The following is a 17173-nucleotide window of genomic DNA, read 5'->3' on the forward strand; positions in this document are numbered from 1 at the left end:
GCGTCTTCGTCGGCGCGGGCACACGTGTCGGCGGCGTGGCGGGCCGCCGTCGCCGCGGCGCTTGCCCAGGCGTATTGCAGCGGCGTCGCCGTGCACGCCGCCGAGGAATGCGTCCAGCTGCACGGCGGCATCGGCATGACGTGGGAGTATCCCGCGCACCTTTACCTCAAGCGGGCCAAGAGCGATCAGTTGATCTTCGGCACCGCCTACCGCCACCGCGCCCGGCTGGGCGAGTTGGTGGACCTGCCGCCGAAATAGTTGGGCTCGGATTGATTTTTTCCCCGCGGCCCGTCGGGGGAGCGTGTAATGCGTTTTCCCGCCGCTGTATTCGTGGGAGGGCGCGCTTCTCGTTGGAAGATGGGCGCGCACGGCGGGCCGCCGTTTTGTGAGACAGTGTCGGTCCGCGGTGGCCCGACGACGTGGCCGGCCGCGCCGTGCGGAGGTGAAAACATCGGAATGCGGGTGTTGCTGTCAACTCACGATTCGCGCGGGGCGGTCGAACCGTTGGCGGCACTCGGGGTTCAGTTGCGAGCGAACGGCGCGGAAGTTCGGGTATGCGCGCCGCCGGACCAGGAATTCGCGGACCTGCTGGCCGGAATCGGCTTGGAGCTGAGTCCATTCGGCGATTCATGGCGCGCCAGGGCGGCCGGGCTCACGCCGTCGGAGGACGACCTACGCCGGCACCTGGACGGGCTCGTCGCCGCGCAATTCGACACGGTTGCCGACGCGGCCGACGGCTGTGACCTCCTCGTCGCAACCGGCTTTCCACCGGTGGCGGCGGGAGCGCGGTCGGTGGCCGAGCGCCTGGGCATCCCTTACGTCTACGTGAGCTACCAGCCGACGATCCTGCCGTCACCGCACCACATGCCCCCGACGTACGCAGGCCAGATCCCGCCGGGCGCGATCGACAACCGGGTGTTGTGGCAGATGGACGCGCAGCACATGCACACGCTGTTCGGGACGACGCTCAACAACCACCGCGCGTCGCTGGGCCTGCCGCCGGTGGATGACATCCGCGACCACGCCCTGACCGACCGGCCGTGGCTGGCGGCGGATCCGACCCTGGGCCCGTGGCCGGAGGGCAGCGGGCTGGACGTGGTCCAGACGGGGGCGTGGCTGCTCTGCGATGAACGCCCGTTGCCTGCGGACGTGGCGGCGTTCCTGGACGACGGGCCGCCGCCGGTGTACGTCGGCTTCGGCAGCATGCCCATGCGCGCCGCGAGCGACGTCTCCCGCGCGGTCGTCGAGGCCGTCCGCGCCCTGGGCCACCGGGCGATTCTCTACCGCGGCTGGTCCGGCCTGACCCCGATAGACGACCGGGACGATTGCCTGGCCGTCGGTGAGCTCAACCACCGGGCGCTCTTCGCCCGGGTCGCGGCCGTCGTGCACCACGGCGGTGCGGGCACCACGACCACCGCCGCGCTGGCCGGCGCGCCGCAGGTGTTGGTGCCGCAGGGGGCCGACCAGCCGTACTGGGCCGGCCGGGTGGCGGAGCTGGGCATCGGCATCGCGCACGGCGGCCCGGCCCCCACCGCCCGGTCGCTGACGGCCGCCCTGAAGACCGTCCTGGCGCCGGAGACCGGTGCGCGGGCGGGCGTCGTGGCCACCAAGATCCGTACCGACGGGGCGATGGCGGCGGCGTCGTTGCTGCTCGACGGGTTAGCGCGGTAGCGCGGAACCGAAGACCTCGGTCATGGCCTGCCAGTGCCGCTCGGCCGCGACGGGGTCGTACGGCGCGTTGTCCGGGACCGCGAACCCGTGGCCGGCCGGATACCACTCGATGGTGTGCTGCACGCCGGCTGCGGTCAGCGCCTTGTCCAGCTGTTCGGCGTCGTCATGTGTGAAGGAGGCGTCGTCCTTGGCGCCGCCCACGTACACCGTCGCGCTCATCCGGTCGGCCAGCAGGTGGGGCTGTCCGCGGCGTCGCTCACCAGGCCACCGCCGTGGAACGACGCCGCGGCGGCGACGCGCTCGGGTACCCGGCCGGCGACGATCAGCGACGCCCGCCCGCCCATGCAGTAGCCGCACACGCCGAAGCGTTCCCCGGACACCTCCGGGCGGGCCGCCAGGTAGTCGAAGAACGCGACGGCGTCGCCGGCGATCTTGTCGGGGGTGAGGCTGCCGATCATGCCGAACAGCCGCCTGCGCTCCCGCTCGTCGCCGAACACGGTGCCCATGTCGAACGGGGCCCAGTCGCCGCTGCGGTAATACACGTCGGGGAGCAGCACGGCGTAACCGAAGCCGGCCAGCTTGGCGGCCATCTCGTCGAAGGTGTCACGCACCCCGCCGGCATCGCAGTACATGATTACGCCCGGCCAGGGACCCGGACCCGCTGGCGTGAACAGGCCGACGGGGCAGCTGCCGTCGGCGGTGGTGATGGAGTCGGTGAATTGCGGCATGGCCTCCGTTTTACTCCCGGCCGCCGCGGCTAAGCTGGCCGCGTGCCGATCCCGACGCCCTATGAGGACCTGCTGCGCCTGGTGCTCGAACGGGGCACGGCCAAATCCGACCGCACCGGCACCGGGACCCGCAGCCTGTTCGGCCAGCAATTGCGCTACGACCTGTCGGCCGGCTTCCCGCTGCTGACCACCAAGAAGGTGCATCTCAAGTCGGTCATCTACGAGTTGCTGTGGTTCTTGCGCGGCGACTCCAACGTCGCCTGGCTGCACGAGCACGGAGTCACCATCTGGGACGAATGGGCAAGCGAGACGGGCGATCTCGGGCCGATATACGGCGTGCAGTGGCGATCCTGGCCCACGCCGACCGGTGAGCACGTCGACCAGATCAGCGCGGCGCTTCAGTTGCTGCGCACGGACCCGAACTCGCGGCGCATCATCGTGTCGGCCTGGAACGTCGGGGAGATCCCGCAGATGGCGCTGCCGCCGTGCCACGCCTTCTTCCAGTTCTACGTGGCGGACGGTCGGCTCAGTTGCCAGCTGTATCAGCGCAGCGCCGACCTGTTTCTCGGTGTGCCGTTCAACATCGCCAGCTACGCGCTGCTCACCCACATGATGGCCGCCCAGGCCGGCCTGGCGGTCGGCGAGTTCGTCTGGACGGGCGGCGACTGCCACATCTACGACAACCACGTCGAGCAGGTGCGCACCCAGCTGAGTCGCGAGCCCCGCCCCTACCCGGAACTGGTACTGGCGCAGCGTGATTCGATCTTCGACTACACCTACGAGGACGTGGTCGTCAAGAATTACGACCCGCATCCGGCGATCAAAGCGCCGGTCGCGGTATGACCGAACTCGGGCTGATCTGGGCTCAGTCGACATCCGGCATCATCGGTCGCGGCGGCGACATCCCCTGGCGGGTGCCTGAGGACTTGATCCGGTTCAAAGAGCTGACCGTGGGGCATACGGTCGTGATGGGCCGGCGCACATGGGAGTCCTTGCCGAGCAAGGTCCGGCCGCTGCCGGGCCGCAAAAATGTCGTACTCTCGCGAAGGAGCGATTTCGTTGCCGACGGCGCGCAGATCGCCGGATCGCTCGAGGCGGCTCTCGCCGAATGCGAGGGTGAGCCGCAGACCTGGGTGATCGGCGGCGAGCAGGTGTATCTGCTCGCGCTGCCGCGCGCCACGCGGTGCGAGGTCACCGAGGTCGAAGTCGACCTGCGGCGCGACGACGACGACGCCGTGGCGCCGGTGCTCGACGACAGCTGGCTGGGTGAGACGGGGGAGTGGCAGGTCAGCCGCACGGGGTTGCGGTACCGCCTGCACAGCTACCGTCGGGCATGAGTGTCGGTCTCCGCGACCGTGACACACTCGGACGCGGGGGTCGGTCTCACCAGGTCACCACACGTTGCCAGAAGGGGGAATTGGCAGTGATAACCGAACCCACGAGAGCGTTCACGCGCATTTTCAGGGGCTACGATCCGTCCGCGGTCGACGCCCACATCGAGATGCTGACCACCAAGCAGCAGTTGTTGCTCGACGATGTCGAGAACCTGAGGAGCCGGCTGAAGGCGGCCGGCGACGAGACGGCCGCGCTGCGCAAGGAGGTCGCCGTCCTCGCCGACACCTCGCCTTCCCCCCACGCGGTGCAGCGCCGCATGGCGCAGATGCTGCGCCGCGCGGTCGACGAGGTCGCCGAGATGCAGGCCGAGGCGCGCAGCGAGGCGGACGCGATGATCGCCGCGGCCGAGGCCGAGGTCCAGGCCGCGCAGCGAAAGCACGAAGAGGAGTTGGCGGAGATGGCCGAGCAACGAAAAGCCATGGAAACCGATTACGAAGAAGCCAAGAAGCAGCTCGACGCCGAATTGGCCGAGATGCGCGCCGAAACGGAAGCGGCGATCGACAAGTCGTGGCGGGACGCGCAACGGGAGGCCGATCACTATCGTGAGCAGGCCCAGCGCGCGGCGGACGAGGCGATCCGGCAACGGATCCATGTCCTCGAGCAGCTGATGGGCGTGTTCCGCGACCTCGAAGCGGTTCCGGCCGCGCTCGAGTCGGCCTACCAGGAGCAGAAGAACGCCCCGGAGCCCAGCGTCGTCGTGCCGTTGGACGGCAAAGTCAGCACGGGTTAGCCCGCCTCGAACGGGCGGACGGACGGGCGGCGCCGCGTCGCCGCCGAGGGTTGTCGCACCCGGCCGGTATTCTCGGCGCCGTGTCGATCCCGACCCGCAGGCTGTCGGCCGCGCAAGCCCGGCGAATCGCCGTTGCCGCCCAAGGTTTTACCGAGCCGCCGCCCGCCGGTCCGATCACTCGCGCTCACCTGAAGCGGTTGATATCCAGAATTCAAGTCCTGCAACTTGATTCGGTCTCGGTCGCGGTGCGCGCCCACTACGCGCCGGTGTTCAGCCGGCTCGGGCCCTACGACCGCGACGTGTTGGATCGCGCCGCCTGGGGCCCGCGCCCGGCGCGGCTGCTGGCCGAATACTGGGCGCACGAGGCCGCGCTGGTGGCCGTCGACGACTGGCCGCTGCTGCGCTGGCGAATGCGCCAATACCGCCACGGTCGCTGGGGCACCCACATCGTCAAGGCCAACCCCCAACTCGCCGACGACATCGTCGCCGCCGTCGCCGAACTTGGCCCCAGCACCGCCGGACAGATCGAGGCGCACCTCGCCGCCGAGCCGCGCCGCAAGAAGGGCACCTGGTGGAACCGCAGCGACACCAAATGGGTCGCCGAGGCGCTGTTCGCCGCCGGTGTGCTCACCACGGCCACGCGGGTGGGCTTCGCCCGCCATTATGACCTGGTCGAACGCGTGCTGCCGGCGGCCGTGCTGGCGCGGGAGGTCGACGACGAGGAAGCCGTCCGCGAACTCACGTTGCGGGCCGCCACCGCGTTGGGCGTGGGGACCGAGGCCGACATCCGCGACTACTTCCGGCTATCGGCCCAGCAGGTCAAGCCGGCCGTCGCCGACCTGCTGGCCGCGGGGGAGATCGAGCGGGTCGAGGTCGACGGCTGGCCCGCGCCGGCCTACCTGCGCGCCGGCCGGGCGGTGCCCCGCGCCGACCGCGGCACGGCGCTGTTGTGTCCGTTCGACCCGCTGATCTTCTTTCGGCCTCGGGTGGAGCGGCTGTTCGGGTTTCATTACCGCATCGAGATCTACACGCCGGCCGCCCAGCGCCAGTACGGCTACTACGTGTGGCCGCTGCTGATGGACGGGCAACTGGTCGCCCGGGTCGACCTCAAGGCCGACCGGACCGCCGACACGCTGCGCGTCATGGGCGCCTTCGGCGAACCCGACGCGCCGCGGTCCCGCGCGGTCGAGGCGCTGGCCGGCGAACTGCGGTCGATGGCTTCGTGGCTGAGCCTGAGCGGATTCAGCGTCGCGACCCGGGGGGACCTGGCCGCCGACCTGCGGGCGGTCAGCTGATGCGGGCGACGGACAAACAGCTCAAGGACACGCTTTGGAATGCGGCCAACAAGCTGCGCGGCTCCCTGTCGGCCGGCCAGTACAAGGACGTCATCCTCGGGCTGGTCTACCTCAAGCACGCCGCGGCGGACCAGTGGAAGTTGTTGGTGGCCAACGCGGAATCGCCGAACATCGGGCGGCTCGTCGATGACGCGATGGCGGCGGCGGCGCTGCCGCGGTTTTACGAGGACCTCGACCGGCGCCGGCTCGGGGAGCTGCTGCGCCTGCTCGACGCCGCCCGATTCGGCGAGCCGGGCCGCGCGCGGGACCTGATGGGCGAGGTGTACGAGTACTTTCTGGCCAATTTCGCGCGCGCAGAGGGGCGGCGGGGCGGCGAATTCTTCACCCCGCCCAGCGTGGTCCGGGTGCTCGTCGAGGCGCTGGAACCGTCGGGCGGGCGGGTGTATGACCCGTGCTGCGGTTCGGGCGGCATGTTCGTGCAGACCGAGCGGTTCATCGCCGAACACGACGGCGATCCCGCGCGAGTGAGGATCTGCGGGCAGGAAAGCGTCGAGCAGACCTGGCGGATCGCGAAGATGAACCTCGCCGTGCACGGCGTCGACAACACGGGGCTGGGCGCGCGGTGGGCCGACACGTTCGTCGACGATCTGCACGCGGGCGTGCAAATGGACTACGTGATGGCCAATCCGCCCTTCAACATAAAAGATTGGGCCCGCGACGAGCGCGACCCCCGCTGGCGGTTCGGCGTCCCACCCGCCGGCAACGCCAACTACGCCTGGATTCAGCACATCCTGTCCAAACTGGCCCCCGGCGGCAAGGCCGGCGTGGTGATGGCCAATGGCTCGATGTCCTCGAACACATTGGGAGAGGGCGCCATTCGCGCACGGATCGTCGATGCCGACCTGGTGTCGTGCATGGTCGCCCTGCCCGCGCAACTGTTCCGCAGCACCTCGATACCGGTTTGCCTGTGGTTCTTCGACACGGACAAGGGCGAGCGGTCCGGTCAGGTGTTGTTCATCGACGCGCGCGGCTTCGGCCACCTGGTCGAGCGCGCCGAAAGGGTGTTGACGGACCAGGAGATCGTCCGCATCGGCGACACCTATCACGCGTGGCGTGGGTCGGAATCCGCCGCCGCGAAAGGCGTTACCTATCAGGATGTTCCGGGATTCTGCGCGTCCGTGTCGCTCGACGACATCGCGGCCGCCGGCTATCCGCTCACGCCCGGTCGCTATGTCGGTGCGCCGGCGGCCGAGGACGACGGCGAGCCCGTCGAGGAGAGGATCGCCGGGCTGACGGGTGACCTGCTGGCGGCGCTGGACGAATCGGCACGGCTGGACGGCGTCGTGCGCCAACAACTGGAGCGCCTGCGGTGAAGACCACGCTGGGCGACCACCTGGACTTCGGCACCGGCAGCAGGGCGCCTCGGTCGGCGCCGGGCGGACGCGTTCGCGTCTACGGCGCCAACGGGACCATCGGTTATGCCGCCGAGCACAACGCGGCCGGCCCGCTGATCGTCCTCGGGCGCGTCGGGTCGCAGTGCGGCAGCCTGCGGTACTGCGACTCCGACGCCTGGGTCACCGAGAACGCACTGGTGTGCCGGGCGAAGGACCCACGCGAGACGCGGTACTGGTACTACGCGATGCAAACCTGCCGCCTGGGCGACCACCGGGCCGGATCGGGACAGCCGCTGCTGAGCAAGAGAATCCTGCGCGACGTCGCGGTGCACAGCGTGGCGGCGCCGCAGCGCGGGGCGATCGCCGAAATGCTCGGCGCCCTTGACGACAAGATCTCGGCCAATCACCGGGTGATCGGGGCCGCCGAGAACCTGATGGTGGCCATGGCCGGGTCGGTCCGCGAGCGCGTGCCAGTGTCCAGCCTGGCGAGCCGGTCGACGGCATTCCTCGACGTGGCCGACTTCGACGACGTGGTCGCGCATTTCAGCCTTCCGGCGTTCGACGACGGGGCGAAACCCCGCGTCGTGACCGCCGACTCCGTCAGGAGCGGCAAATTCCTGCTGCCCGGGCCGTGCGTGTTGTTCGCGAAGCTCAATCCGCGGATCCCGCGAATCTGGAACGTGTCCCGCCTGCCGTCGGAAATGGCCTTGGCCAGCAGCGAGTTCGTCGTCCTGCTGCCGGTGGGGGTGGACGCGTCGACCCTGTGGTCGGCCGTGCGGCAACCGGAGGTCTCCGCATGGTTGCAACGCCGGGTCGCCGGCACGTCGGGCAGCCATCAGCGGATCCAACCGCGCGATCTGCTGGAGGTGCGGGTCCCCGACGTCCGGCACCTGCCCGCCGCGCGATTGGAGGCGATCACCGGCCTGGGCGCGCTGTGCCACGCGCGCCGCGCCGAAAGCGCGCGGTTGTCCGAGTTCCGCGACGCGCTGCTGCCGCTGCTGATATCGGGTGAGCTCCCGATTCGGTCACCACGTTAAGGTGAGCGCCGTGGCCGAGACCGCGCCGCTACGCGTGCAACTGATCGCCAAGACCGAGTTCCTGGCGCCGCCGGACGTGCCGTGGACCACCGACGCCGACGGGGGGCCGGCGCTGGTCGAATTCGCCGGCCGGGCCTGCTATCAGAGCTGGTCGAAGCCCAACCCCAAGACCGCGACCAACGCCGGCTACATCAAGCACATCATCGACGTCGGGCATTTCTCCGTGCTCGAGCACGCGAACGTCTCGTTCTACATCACCGGCGTCTCCCGCTCGCTCACACACGAGCTGATCCGGCACCGGCATTTCTCCTTCTCCCAGCTGTCGCAGCGCTACGTCCCCGAGGGTGAGTCGCAAGTCGTGGTGCCCCCGGGCATGGAAGACGACCCCGAACTCCAGCGCATCCTGACCGAGGCCGCCGACGCCAGCCGGGCCACCTACGCCGACCTGCTGGCCAGGCTGGAGGCCAAGTTCGCCGACCAGCCGAACGCCATCCTGCGGCGCAAGCAGGCGCGGCAGGCCGCTCGGGCCGTGCTGCCGAACGCGACCGAAACCCGCATCGTCGTGACCGGCAACTACCGGACCTGGCGCCACTTCATCGCCATGCGCGCCAGCGAGCACGCCGACGTGGAAATCCGGCGGCTGGCGATCGAATGCCTGCGCCAGCTCGCGGACGCCGCGCCCGCGGTGTTCGCCGACTTCGAGATCTCGACCCTGGCCGACGGGACCCAGGTGGCCACCAGCCCGCTGGCGACCGAAGCCTGAGCCTCAGCCGTCACTGCGGCCTCGGGCCGCGGCCACCGCTCCCGTGCCGTTGTCGCTCGGAGGCGGGCACTTCGGCGATACCCGGACCTGCGGGGGAGGGTGGGGCTGGTGAGGCTGCCCGTGCGCCCGCGACCGACCGGAGCGCCGGCCCGCGCCGTTGCTAAAGAGCTTGCCGCCGCCAGGTAACCTAAAGACCGTGAGCACCGTCGGATTCGACGCCCCGGCCCGGTTGGGAACCGTGCTGACGGCGATGGCGACACCGTTCGCTCCCGACGGTTCGCTGGACACCGCCGCCGCCGCCCAATTGGCGAACCACCTGGTAGACGCCGGATGTGACGGCCTGGTGGTCTCCGGAACCACCGGCGAGTCGCCTACCACCACCGACGACGAGAAGCGCGAGCTGTTGCGCGTCGTGCTGGACGCCGTGGGCGACCGCGCCCGGGTCATCGCCGGCGCGGGCACGTATGACACCGCGCACAGCGTCCGGCTGGCCAAGGCCTGCGCGGCCGAGGGCGCCCACGGGCTGCTGGTGGTCACGCCCTACTACTCGAGGCCGCCGCAGAGCGGGTTGATCGCGCACTTCACCGCCGTCGCCGACGCGACCGAGCTGCCGGTGCTGCTCTACGACATTCCGCCGCGGTCGGTGGTGCCGATCGAGGCGGACACGCTCCGCGCGTTGGCATTGCACCCCAACATCGTCGGCGTCAAGGACGCCAAGGCCGATCTGCACGGCGGCGGCCAGATCATGGCCGAGACGGGACTGGCCTACTACTCGGGCGACGACGCGCTGAACCTGCCGTGGCTGGCCATGGGCGCCACCGGATTCATCAGCGTGATCTCGCATCTGGCCGCGGGCCAGCTCCGAGAGATGTTGTCCGCGTTCGCATCCGGCGACATCGCCACCGCCCGCAAGATCAACAGCACCCTCGCCCCGTTGTGTGACGCGATGGGCCGGCTGGGCGGCGTGACGCTGTCCAAGGCGGGTCTGCGCCTGCAGGGCATCGAGGTCGGCGATCCCCGGTTGCCGCAGATGCCGGCCACACCCGAGCAGATCGATGCCCTGGCCGCCGATATGCGCGCGGCCTCGGTGCTGCGGTGAGGCAGAGGGTGGCCGGTAAGTGGATGTAGACCTCGCCCCCCCTGGTCCCTTGACCACTGGTGGGTTGCGGGTCACCGCGCTGGGCGGCATCAGCGAAATCGGCCGCAACATGACGGTTTTCGAGCACCTGGGTCGGCTGCTGATCATCGACTGCGGGGTGATGTTCCCCACCCACGACGAGCCCGGGGTGGACCTGATACTGCCGGACTTGCGCCTGATCGAAGATCGGCTCGACGACATCGAGGCGCTGGTGCTGACCCACGCGCACGAGGATCACATCGGCGGCATCCCGTTCCTGTTGAAGCTGCGCCCCGATATCCCCGTGGTCGGGTCGAAGTTCACCCTCGCGCTGGTGGCGGCGAAATGCCGTGAGCACCGGCTCAAGCCGGTGTTCGTCGAGGTGACCGAGGGGCAGCGCAGCACGCACGGCGTCTTCGAGTGCGAGTACTTCGCCGTCAACCACTCCATCCCCGACGCGCTGGCCATCGCCGTGCACACCGGCGCGGGAACCGTCTTGCACACCGGCGACATCAAGCTCGATCAGCTGCCCCTCGACGGGCGGCCCACCGATCTGCCCGGGATGTCCCGGCTCGGTGACGCCGGAGTGGACCTGTTCCTGTGCGACTCGACCAACTCCGAGATCCCGGGCGTCGGGCCGTCGGAGAGCGAGGTGGGGCCGACGCTGCACCGCCTGATCCGCGGCGCCGAGGGCCGCGTCATCGTGGCGTGCTTCGCCTCCAATGTGGACCGGGTGCAGCAGATCATCGATGCCGCGGTCGCGTTGGGCCGCCGCGTGTCCTTCGTCGGGCGCTCGATGGTGCGCAACATGGGCATCGCCCGCGAGCTCGGGTTCCTGCGGGTGGCCGATTCCGACGTGATCGACATCGGCGCGGCCGAGATGATGCCGCCCGAGCGGGTGGTGCTGATCACCACCGGCACCCAGGGCGAACCCATGTCGGCGCTGTCGCGGATGTCGCGCGGCGAGCATCGCAGCATCACGCTGACGGCGGGCGATTTGATCGTGCTGGCCTCGTCGCTGATCCCCGGCAACGAGGAGGCGGTCTACGGCGTGATCGACGCGCTCGCCAAGATTGGGGCCCGCGTCGTCACCAATGCCCAAGCCCGGGTGCATGTTTCGGGTCACGCGTACGCCGGTGAGCTGCTGTTCCTCTACAACGGCGTGCGGCCGCGCAACGTCATGCCGGTGCACGGCACCTGGCGGATGCTGCGGGCCAACGCCAAGCTGGCGGCCAGCACCGGGGTGCCGGAGGAGTCGATCCTGTTGGCGGAGAACGGCGTCAGCGTCGACCTGGTCGCCGGCACGGCGTCGATCGCCGGGGCGGTGCCGGTGGGCAAGATGTTCGTCGACGGGCTGATCAGCGGCGACGTCGGCGACATCACGCTCGGCGAACGGCTCATCCTGTCGTCGGGTTTCGTCGCGGTGACGGTGGTCGTCCAGCGCGGCACCGGGCGTCCGGTGGCCGCGCCGCACCTGCATTCACGCGGGTTCTCCGAGGACCCCAAGGCGCTGGAACCCGCCGGGCGCCGGGTCGAGGCGGAGCTGGAACTGCTTGCCGCCGACAACATCACCGACCCGGGCCGCATCGCGCAGGCCGTGCGCCGCACCGTCGGCAAGTGGGTGGGCGAGACCTACCGGCGGCAACCGATGATCGTGCCGACGGTCATCGAGGTCTGAGCCCCGCGAAACATCAACCGCTGCGACGCTTAGCGGCGTGTCGTCGCGGACGATTATGTGTCGCGGCGCGGGAGGTGAGGCGGGGGGCTAAAGCTTCTCCGCGTAGGCCGACCATTCCAGTTGCGAGGCCTTGAGTTTGCGACCGGTCGGCTCCACGTAGCGCTGGACGAGTTCGTCGGGGCCGGCCTGCTCCAGCAGTCGCCAACCGTAATCCCCGACGAACGCGCCGACCTCTTCGGGCTGTAAACCGAAGCGCCACAACTGCCGGACGCTGCGATAGAGCGTACGAGTGCCGTACCGATTCTTGCCTTCGATGAAATCGCGCCGGACGTAGGTGAATACCAGACGACTGCCGGGCGCGGCCGCGCGCAACCCCTCCAGCGTCCGCCGGACGGTGGCTTCGGTCAGGTATTGGGTGACGCCCTCGCAGATGAAAAAGGCCCGGTAGTCGGTGCGATAGCCGTGCTCGGCCAGGGCCGTCAGCAGGTCGTCGCGCTCCAGGTCCAACGCCACCTGCCGGACCGACATCGGCGGGCCGCCCAGCACCCGTCGGACCGTCTTCACCTTCCGGGCGACGTTGACGGGCAGGTCGACCTCGAACACGGGGATGCGAATCTGCCGTGTCAGCAGGTAGGCGCGGGTGTCCAGTCCGGCGCCGAGGATGACGACGGCGTCGATGCCGTCGAGCGCCTCGGCCAGCTTGTCGCCGATAAATCGCTTGCGGCAGGCTAGGTTCGCCCACAGCCCGCGGCCCGACCACTCCGATCCGCGCATCATCAGGCGGCGCACCGGCCGGGCGCGTGTCGCCGCCACCAGCAACCGCAGCGGCGCCGGCAGGAACAGCTCCGCCAGGTCGTCGTCCACCAAGCGGCGGCCCGGCGGTTCGTTCTGTTCGACGGCCGCCAGCACCATCGGCCCAAAGGCGGTCTGCGCGGCGGAGTTTCGTGGCATTCGACTACTTGTTCAAGAAGCCGGCGTCGACCGGCAACGTCACGCCGGTGATGTAGCGCGCCTGGTCGCTCACCAGCCACGCCACCGCGTTGGCGACGTCCTCGACGTCCAGTACCTCCACCGGCATCGCGTTGCCCATGGCTCCGGGCGTGTCGGTCGCGGCGGCCATCTTGGCCAGCCATTCCCGGGTGAACTCGTTGTTGATCATCGGGGTCTCGACACCCGAGGGGTGTATCGAGTTGACCCGAATATACTGTGTTGCAAGCAGATTCGCGTATACCCGCATCAGCCCCACCACGCCGTGTTTGGCGGCCGCATAGCCGACGGAACCGGCGTCCGGGCTGCCCACCCCGGCCAGCCCGGCGCTGGAACTGATCAGCACGATCGACCCCCCGGTGCCCTGCTTGACCATGGTCGGGATGGCGGCCTTGATGGTGTTGTAGACGCCGGTGAGGTTGACGTCGATGACGTCGCGCCAGCCGTCGTCACCCGATTGCATCGGTGCGATGCCGGCGTTGGCGACGACGATGTCGAGCCGGCCGAACTCGTCCAGGCCGGCCTGCAGGGCGGCCGACAGCGACGCCCGGTCGCGCACGTCGCCACGAGCGGCCACGATGCGCGAGCCCGTGTCCTCGACCAGCTTGACGGTTTGCGCCAGGTCTTCCTCGGTGGCCAGCGGATAGGGGACGCTGGCGATCTGGTCGCACAGGTCGACCGCGATGATGTCCGCGCCGTCGGAGGCCAGCCGCACCGCGTGCGCGCGACCCTGGCCGCGCGCCGCGCCGGTGATGAAGGCGACCTTGCCCTCGAGTGGCCGGGTCATCAGGACCGCAGCTGACCCTTGTCCGGGTCACCCGCGGGCACGGGCTGCAGCATCTTGATGTCCGGCGCCCCGGCCAGGTGCTCGCCGGCGGCGCCGAACATCTTGCCGATGGCCGGGGCGGTGCTGTGGGTCTTGAGCGCCTCTTCGTCGGCCCACTGCTCGACGAAGACGAAGGTTTCGCCCGATTGGTGCAGTGAGTACAACTGGCAACCCGGTTCGTTGTGCACTTCCTCCACCGCCTGCGTGAGGATGTCGCGGACTGTGTCGACCGATTCCGGTTTGACGGTCATGGTGGCAACGACGACGACGGGCATGCTGAGGCCTCCTGGGGCGTACGGGGTGGGTGACGTGCATGGCTCTGTTACCTGGGTCACCGGTTGTCCACCCTACTCACGCGGCCCCTTGGACCACCCGTCAGATGGGTCACATGGCCAAACCGTTACCAGTGTGGCGGGTGGTGTAGATGATGTCGGTGCGACTACCCTTGCCGACATGGCTAATAAGACCGCGGCCCGCTCCAAAGCTCGAACGAGCAGGTCAAAGGCCACTTCGCGGAGTGGGTCGGGTCGCGCGCGGCCGGCGGCACCCCGCAAGCGGCCGAGCAGGCCCGCGAAACGGCGCAACCAGTCGCTGCTGGTGGCCGCCGGGCTGACCGGCGGGCGCGCCCTGCGCGCCACCTGGCTGATGGCCGCCCGCAGCACCGGCGGCGCGGCCCGGTCGATCGGGCGGGCCCGCGACATCGACCCGGGACACCGCCGCGACGGGATCGCGCTGATGCTGCTCGGCCTTTCCGTCGTGGTCGCCGCGAGCTCGTGGTTCAACGCCGCCCGACCGGTCGGTGCGTGGGTCGACACGCTGTTGCGGACCTTCATCGGTGCGGGCGTGCTGGCGCTCCCGGTCGTCACCGCCGCGGTGGCGGTGACGCTGATGCGCACCCAGCCCAATCCCGATGCGCGCCCCAGGCTCATCCTGGGCGGCACCCTGATCGCGCTGTCGGTGCTCGGACTGCGGCACCTGTGGTCCGGCTCGCCCGAAGACCCCGAGGCGCGCCGCCGCGCGGCGGGATTCATCGGCTTCGCCATCGGCGGCCCGCTGTCGGACGGGTTGACGGCCTTTATCGCCGCGCCCCTGTTGTTCATCGGCTTCATGTTCGGCCTGCTGTTGCTGACCGGAACCACGATTCGCGAGGTGCCCGACGCGGTCCGCGCCATGTTCGGCGCCCGGTTGCTCGGCGACGACGAATACGGCGAGTACGACGACTATGACGACTACGCGGATTCCGCTGTGGCCGAAGACTTTTACGACGAGAGCTCGCTTCCCGAAGACGAGCCGCAAGCCTGGCCGGCGGCCGACCCGGCCCCTGCCCTGCGGGACAACGAGGACGACATCCCCACCACACCGGAGCCGGCCATCGGGAAGAGCCGCCGTCGCGCCAAGAAGCCGCCCGAGATCGTCGACCGGGTCGTCGAGGGCCCCTACACGCTGCCCTCGCTGAACCTGCTGGTGGCGGGGGACCCGCCGAAGAAGCGCAGCGCCGCCAACACGGTCATGGCCGACGCCATCAGCGAGGTGCTCACCCAGTTCAAGGTCGACGCGGCCGTCACCGGCTGCACCCGCGGGCCGACCGTCACCCGGTACGAGGTCGAGCTGGGCCCGGGCGTGAAGGTGGAGAAGATCACCGCGCTGCAGAAGAACATCGCCTACGCGGTGGCCACCGAGAGCGTGCGCATGCTGGCCCCGATCCCCGGCAAATCCGCCGTCGGCATCGAGGTGCCCAACACCGACCGGGAGATGGTGCGGCTGGCCGACGTGCTCACCGCGCCGTCGACCCGCCGCGACCACCACCCGCTGGTGATCGGGCTTGGCAAGGACATCGAGGGCGACTTCATCTCGGCCAACCTGGCCAAGATGCCGCACCTGCTGGTCGCCGGCTCCACCGGTTCGGGTAAGTCGAGCTTCGTCAACTCCATGCTGGTCTCCTTGCTGACCCGGGCCACGCCCGAGGAGGTCAGGATGATCCTGATCGACCCGAAGATGGTGGAGCTGACCCCGTACGAGGGGATTCCGCACCTGATCACCCCGATCATCACGCAGCCGAAGAAGGCCGCGGCCGCCCTGGCCTGGCTGGTCGAGGAGATGGAGCAGCGCTACCAGGACATGCAGGCTTCCCGGGTGCGCCACATCGACGACTTCAACGCAAAGGTGCGGTCGGGGGCCATCACCGCGCCGCTGGGCAGCCAGCGCGAATACCGGCCCTACCCGTACGTCGTCGCGATCGTCGACGAGCTGGCCGACCTGATGATGACCGCGCCCCGCGACGTCGAGGACGCCATCGTGCGGATCACCCAGAAGGCCCGGGCGGCGGGCATCCACCTGGTGCTGGCCACCCAGCGCCCGTCGGTCGACGTGGTCACCGGCCTGATCAAGACCAACGTGCCGTCGCGGCTCGCGTTCGCGACGTCGTCGCTCACCGACAGCCGGGTGATCCTGGACCAGGCCGGCGCCGAGAAGCTGATCGGCATGGGCGACGGCCTGTTCCTGCCGATGGGCGCGAGCAAGCCGCTGCGCCTGCAGGGCGCCTACATCACCGACGAGGAGATCCACGCCGTCGTCACGGCCTGCAAGGACCAGGCCGAGCCCGAATACACCGAGGGCGTCACGACGGCCAAGCCCACCGGCGAGCGCACCGACGTCGACCCGGACATCGGCGACGACATGGACGTGTTCTTGCAGGCGGTCGAGCTCGTGGTGTCCAGCCAGTTCGGCTCCACCTCGATGCTGCAGCGCAAGCTGCGGGTCGGCTTCGCCAAGGCCGGCCGGCTGATGGACCTGATGGAGACGCGCGGCATCGTCGGGCCCAGCGAGGGATCCAAGGCGCGCGACGTGCTGGTCAAGCCCGACGAGCTGGCCGGAACGCTGGCGCTGATCCGGGGCGGCGCCGACGCCGACGGCGGCGACCCCGACGACTAGCCCCCGGCGCCGAACGTGCACCCACGGCGAGATTTCGGCCGATTTCCCGCCTCATGTCACGCTCGGCGAGTCAGAGCACCAGCAGCATGCGGGAGTTGCCCAGGATGTTGGGCTTGACGTAACTCAGGTCGAGGAACTCGGCGACACCGATGTCGTAGGAGCGGCACATCTCCTCGAACACCTCCGCGGTCACCGGCGTGCCCTCGATCTCGGTGAACCCGTGCTTGCCGAAGAACTCCGTCTCGAACGTGAGCACGAACAGCCGCTTGAGCTGCAGCTCGCGCGCGACCTCAAGCAGCCGGTCGACGATCGCGTGGCCGATGCCGTGGCCTGTCATCGCCGGGTCGACCGCGACGGTGCGGATCTCGCCCAGGTCGGACCACATCACGTGCAGCGCACCGCAGCCGACCACGGCGCCCTCGCGTTCGGCCACCCAGAATTCCTGGACGGCCTCGTACAGCGTCACCAGGTTCTTCTCGAGCAGGATCCTGCCGGCGTAGGTGTCGACGAGCTGCTTGATGGCGGGGACGTCGGAGGTTCGCGCGCGTCGCACCAGGCAGTCCTGCGAACTATCGGTCACGGCTAACAGTATCGGCATCGGGGACGGCTGCGCTGGTCAAC

The 17173-nt window shown here is 69.5% G+C and carries 16 protein-coding genes and 1 pseudogene; 12 read left to right on the forward strand and 5 right to left on the reverse strand.

Annotated features, from left to right (window positions below):
• Together A5704_RS27010 and A5704_RS27015 are read left to right on the forward strand one after the other, a co-directional pair.
• Nucleotides 1–258 (forward strand): acyl-CoA dehydrogenase family protein (locus tag A5704_RS27010; protein ID WP_197504903.1); only part of this gene is annotated, 258 nt, incomplete at its 5' end.
• Nucleotides 259–456: 198 nt separating this feature from the next.
• On the forward strand, nucleotides 457–1671 hold the full coding sequence (locus A5704_RS27015) for a glycosyltransferase (RefSeq protein ID WP_067747266.1): 1215 nt from the start codon (nucleotides 457–459) through the stop codon (nucleotides 1669–1671).
• On the opposite strand, the pseudogene A5704_RS27020 reads toward A5704_RS27015, so the two are convergent.
• Nucleotides 1660–2399 (reverse strand): annotated as a pseudogene (locus A5704_RS27020) (dienelactone hydrolase family protein). The gene A5704_RS27015 and the pseudogene A5704_RS27020 overlap by 12 nt on opposite strands.
• A gap of 42 nt (nucleotides 2400–2441) precedes the next feature.
• On the opposite strand from A5704_RS27020, the gene A5704_RS27025 reads away from it, so the two are divergent.
• The 9 genes from A5704_RS27025 (at nucleotide 2442) to A5704_RS27065 (ending at nucleotide 11808) form a co-directional block, all read left to right on the forward strand.
• Nucleotides 2442–3242 carry a thymidylate synthase gene (locus A5704_RS27025; RefSeq protein ID WP_067747276.1) on the forward strand — a complete coding sequence of 267 codons (801 nt, stop codon included), beginning with the start codon at nucleotides 2442–2444 and terminating at the stop codon, nucleotides 3240–3242.
• Nucleotides 3239–3736, forward strand: a complete 498-nt coding sequence (locus A5704_RS27030; RefSeq protein ID WP_067891980.1) for a dihydrofolate reductase — start codon at nucleotides 3239–3241, stop codon at nucleotides 3734–3736. Before A5704_RS27025 ends, A5704_RS27030 begins: the two co-directional genes overlap by 4 nt.
• Nucleotides 3737–3822: 86 nt before the next feature.
• The gene (locus tag A5704_RS27035; RefSeq protein ID WP_067747280.1) at nucleotides 3823–4524 is read left to right on the forward strand and encodes a cell division protein DivIVA; all 702 of its coding nucleotides are present in this window, start codon (nucleotides 3823–3825) and stop codon (nucleotides 4522–4524) included.
• Nucleotides 4525–4574: 50 nt separating this feature from the next.
• Nucleotides 4575–5819: a winged helix-turn-helix domain-containing protein gene (locus A5704_RS27040; RefSeq protein WP_197499043.1), complete on the forward strand. Its 1245-nt coding sequence runs from the start codon at nucleotides 4575–4577 to the stop codon at nucleotides 5817–5819.
• The gene (locus tag A5704_RS27045) at nucleotides 5819–7192 is read left to right on the forward strand and encodes an N-6 DNA methylase (RefSeq protein WP_067747282.1); all 1374 of its coding nucleotides are present in this window, start codon (nucleotides 5819–5821) and stop codon (nucleotides 7190–7192) included. Before A5704_RS27040 ends, A5704_RS27045 begins: the two co-directional genes overlap by 1 nt.
• Nucleotides 7189–8250, forward strand: coding sequence for a restriction endonuclease subunit S (locus A5704_RS27050; protein ID WP_067747284.1), 1062 nt, complete (start codon nucleotides 7189–7191; stop codon nucleotides 8248–8250). The genes A5704_RS27045 and A5704_RS27050 overlap by 4 nt, the downstream gene beginning before the upstream one ends.
• A gap of 10 nt (nucleotides 8251–8260) precedes the next feature.
• Nucleotides 8261–9013: an FAD-dependent thymidylate synthase gene (gene thyX, locus A5704_RS27055; protein ID WP_067747381.1), complete on the forward strand. Its 753-nt coding sequence runs from the start codon at nucleotides 8261–8263 to the stop codon at nucleotides 9011–9013.
• Between the two features lie 196 nt (nucleotides 9014–9209).
• A complete protein-coding gene (gene dapA, locus A5704_RS27060) occupies nucleotides 9210–10112 on the forward strand; it encodes a 4-hydroxy-tetrahydrodipicolinate synthase (RefSeq protein WP_067747286.1) in 903 nt (300 codons plus the stop codon).
• Nucleotides 10113–10131: 19 nt separating this feature from the next.
• Entirely contained in the window at nucleotides 10132–11808 is a 1677-nt protein-coding gene (locus A5704_RS27065) for a ribonuclease J (protein ID WP_067747289.1), read from the forward strand.
• An 87-nt stretch (nucleotides 11809–11895) separates the two neighbouring features.
• Here A5704_RS27065 and A5704_RS27070 read toward each other — a convergent pair whose 3' ends face one another.
• Genes A5704_RS27070 through A5704_RS27080 form a run of 3 tightly spaced genes read right to left on the reverse strand, consistent with a single transcriptional unit; the run spans nucleotide 11896 to nucleotide 13896 of the window.
• The gene (locus A5704_RS27070; RefSeq protein WP_067747291.1) at nucleotides 11896–12759 is read right to left on the reverse strand and encodes an SAM-dependent methyltransferase; all 864 of its coding nucleotides are present in this window, start codon (nucleotides 12757–12759) and stop codon (nucleotides 11896–11898) included.
• A 4-nt stretch (nucleotides 12760–12763) separates the two neighbouring features.
• Nucleotides 12764–13585, reverse strand: coding sequence for a mycofactocin-coupled SDR family oxidoreductase (locus tag A5704_RS27075; RefSeq protein WP_067269159.1), 822 nt, complete (start codon nucleotides 13583–13585; stop codon nucleotides 12764–12766).
• Nucleotides 13582–13896: a putative quinol monooxygenase gene (locus A5704_RS27080; protein ID WP_067747293.1), complete on the reverse strand. Its 315-nt coding sequence runs from the start codon at nucleotides 13894–13896 to the stop codon at nucleotides 13582–13584. Before A5704_RS27080 ends, A5704_RS27075 begins: the two co-directional genes overlap by 4 nt.
• Nucleotides 13897–14074: 178 nt before the next feature.
• Here A5704_RS27080 and A5704_RS27085 point away from each other — a divergent pair, with 178 nt between their 5' ends.
• Nucleotides 14075–16552, forward strand: a complete 2478-nt coding sequence (locus tag A5704_RS27085) for a DNA translocase FtsK (RefSeq protein WP_082954985.1) — start codon at nucleotides 14075–14077, stop codon at nucleotides 16550–16552.
• A gap of 70 nt (nucleotides 16553–16622) precedes the next feature.
• Here A5704_RS27085 and A5704_RS27090 read toward each other — a convergent pair whose 3' ends face one another.
• On the reverse strand, nucleotides 16623–17150 hold the full coding sequence (locus A5704_RS27090; protein WP_067747296.1) for an amino-acid N-acetyltransferase: 528 nt from the start codon (nucleotides 17148–17150) through the stop codon (nucleotides 16623–16625).
• Between the last annotated feature and the right edge of the window lie 23 nt (nucleotides 17151–17173).

The organism is Mycobacterium sp. E735, from assembly GCF_001666955.1.
Lineage (GTDB): Bacteria > Actinomycetota > Actinomycetes > Mycobacteriales > Mycobacteriaceae > Mycobacterium.